The 3,046-nt window shown below is 69.7% G+C and carries 1 protein-coding gene; it reads left to right on the top strand.

Features of this window, described 5'->3' with window-relative positions:
• A partial coding sequence (locus P1P70_RS42675) for a condensation domain-containing protein (RefSeq protein ID WP_319247606.1) occupies positions 1 to 3,046 on the top strand: 3,046 nt, incomplete at both ends.

Here is a 3,046-nt window from a genome sequence, read left to right as displayed (position 1 = left end):
CACCGACCACCTCACCACCTGGCGCCAGCACCACCCCGACGTCCAGATCATCAACGCCTACGGACCCACCGAATCCACCGTCAACATCACCGACCACCACCTCGACACCCACACCGAGACCCAGGGACCCGTGCCCATCGGCCGGCCCTTCGCCAACACCCAGGCCTACGTACTCGACTCAGCCCTGCGCCCCGTCCCCGTCGGAGTACCAGGCGAGCTCTACCTCGCCGGCGAACAACTCGCCCGCGGCTACCACCACCGCCAAGCCCTCACCGCCGAACGCTTCACCGCCAACCCCCACGGCGAACCCGGCACCCGCATGTACCGCACCGGCGACCTCGCCCACTGGAACCACCACGGCCACCTCATCTACGACGGCCGCACCGACCACCAGATCAAACTCCGCGGCCACCGCATCGAACTCGGCGAAATCGAAACCGCCGTCGCAGCCCTGCCGGGCGCCACCCAGGCCACGGTCCTCCTGCGCGAAGACCACCCCGGCGACCAACGCCTCGTCGCCTACGCCGTAGCGAACCAAACCCTGTGGGACGAGTCAGCCGCGCTGAGCACCCTCACCCGCCAACTCCCCGACTACATGGTCCCCTCAGCAATCGTCACCCTCGACGCCCTCCCCCTCACCCCCAACGGCAAACTCGACCGCAAAGCCCTCCCCGCACCCGACTACACCGCGAAATCGGCGGGCCGGGCTCCGCGCAGCCCCCGCGAGGAAATCCTCTGCGCTCTCTACGCCGAGGTGCTGGGCGTCGACCGGGTCACCATCGACGACAACTTCTTCGACCTGGGCGGCCACTCCCTGCTCGCCACCCGCCTCGTCAGCCGCATCCGTACGACGCTGAGTGCCGAACTCTCCATCCGGCAGCTCTTCGAGACGCCGACGATCGCCGCGCTGTCCGGCGCGCTCGACGAGTCCGGCAGCGTCCGCACCGCGCTCACCGCGCAGCCCCGGCCCGAGCGCGTCCCCCTCTCCTACGCCCAGCAGCGGCTGTGGTTCCTCCACCAGCTCGAAGGACCCAACCCCACCTACAACACGGCCACAACGCTGCGTCTCACCGGCGCCCTCGACACGGACGCCCTGCGCACGGCGATCAGCGACGTCGTCGCCCGCCACGAAAGCCTGCGGACCGTCTTCACCGAGGACGAGCAGGGTTCGTACCAGATCGTGGTGCCCGCGGAGGCGGCCGAGACGCCGTTCGCGGTCGTCGACGTGACCGAGGAGGAGGTGGGCGACCGGCTGGCCGAAGCCGTGGGTCACTGCTTCGACCTCACCGTCGAACTTCCCGCGCGCACCTGGCTGTTCCGCCTGTCCGAGCAGGAGCACGTCCTGCTGCTGCTCATCCACCACATCGCCAGTGACGCCTGGTCCCGCACACCTCTGGCGCAGGATCTCACCGCCGCCTACGCCGCCCGCGTGCGAGGCGGGGAGCCCACCTGGGCTCCGCTCTCCGTCCAGTACGCCGACTACGCCCTCTGGCAGCAGGGCATCCTCGGCGACGACAACGACCCGGAGACCACCGCGGGCAAGCAACTCACCTACTGGAAGGAGCAGTTGGCCGGACTGCCCGAGCAGCTCGACCTGCCCACCGACCGGCCCCGCCCCGCCACTTCGGACTACTCGGGCGGCCACATCCCCTTCACCGTCCCGGCGGAGTTGCACGCGCGGTTGGCCGGCCTCGCACGCGCCACCAACACCAGCACCTTCATGGTGGCCCAGGCCGCGGTCGCGGCTCTCCTCACCCGGCTCGGCGCCGGCGAGGACATCCCCATCGGCACCCCCGTCGCCGGACGCACCGACGACGCCACCGACCACCTCATCGGTCTCTTCATCAACACGCTGGTGCTCCGCACGGACACAGCCGGCGACCCCACCTTCCGTGAGCTTCTCGACCGCGTACGCGAAACCGACCTCGCCGCCTACGCCCACCAGGACCTGCCCTTCGAGCGGCTCGTCGAGGCGCTCAACCCGGCTCGTACACTCGCGCACCACCCCCTCTTCCAGGTCCTGCTGACGTTCAACAACACGGACCACGAAGGGGCGTTGAGCGAGATCGCCCGGCTTCCGGGACTCGACGTCTCGTACCGGGAGGTTCAGCGGACGACGTCGAAGTTCGACCTGTCCTTCGGGTTCGCGGAGTCGTTCGACGAGGCACGGCAGCCTCAGGGCATCAGCGGCGCGCTGGACTTCAGCACGGATCTCTTCGACCGCGCATCGGCGCAGGCGATGGCGGACCGTTTCATCCGTGTCCTGGAGGCCGTGACCGCGGCTCCCGACCAGCGCATCGCCGACATCGAGATCATCAGCGCGGCTGAGCGCGAGCGGGTGCTGGTGGAGTGGAACGGGGCCCGCACCGAACTGCCCGACACCCCGCTCCATGAGCTGGTCGCCGCGCAGGCGCTGCGCACGCCGGACGCGGTCGCGGTGGTGTGCGACGGTGACTCACTGACGTATGCGGAGCTGGACGCGCGCGCCAACCAACTCGCCCGACACCTGATCCAACAGGGCGTCGACGCCGAGCAGTTCGTCGCCCTCGCCCTGCCCAAGTCGCTCGACGCGATCGTCAGCATGCTCGCCGTCCTCAAGAGCGGCGCGGCGTATCTGCCCATCGACCCCGACTACCCGGCCGAGCGCATCGACTACATGCTCGACGACGCCACACCCGCGCTCACCCTGAGCGAGCCGGTGCCTGTCGCTGCGTACGCGGACCAGCCCACCGGAGCAATCACCGACGCCGAACGCCGCGTGCCGTGGTCACCCCGCCACCCCGCCTACATGATCTACACCTCCGGCTCCACCGGCCGCCCCAAGGGCGTCATCATCGAGCACCACGCCCTGGCGACCTACCTCCACCGTGCCCGCACGGCCTATGCGGCCACCAGCGGCACCACCCTGCTGCACTCCCCCCTCGCCTTCGACCTCACCATCACCGCCCTGTGGACCCCCCTCACCAACGGCGGCACCGTCCACCTCACCACCCTGGAAACCACCACCGTCCAGCCCACGCTGATCAAGGCCACCCCCAGCCACCTC

Origin of the sequence: Streptomyces sp. MB09-02B (assembly GCF_033794485.1) — a bacterium.
Lineage (GTDB): Bacteria > Actinomycetota > Actinomycetes > Streptomycetales > Streptomycetaceae > Streptomyces.
The sequence above is the reverse complement of the archived record's forward strand: the minus strand, read 5'-3'. Positions and strand labels throughout refer to the sequence as shown.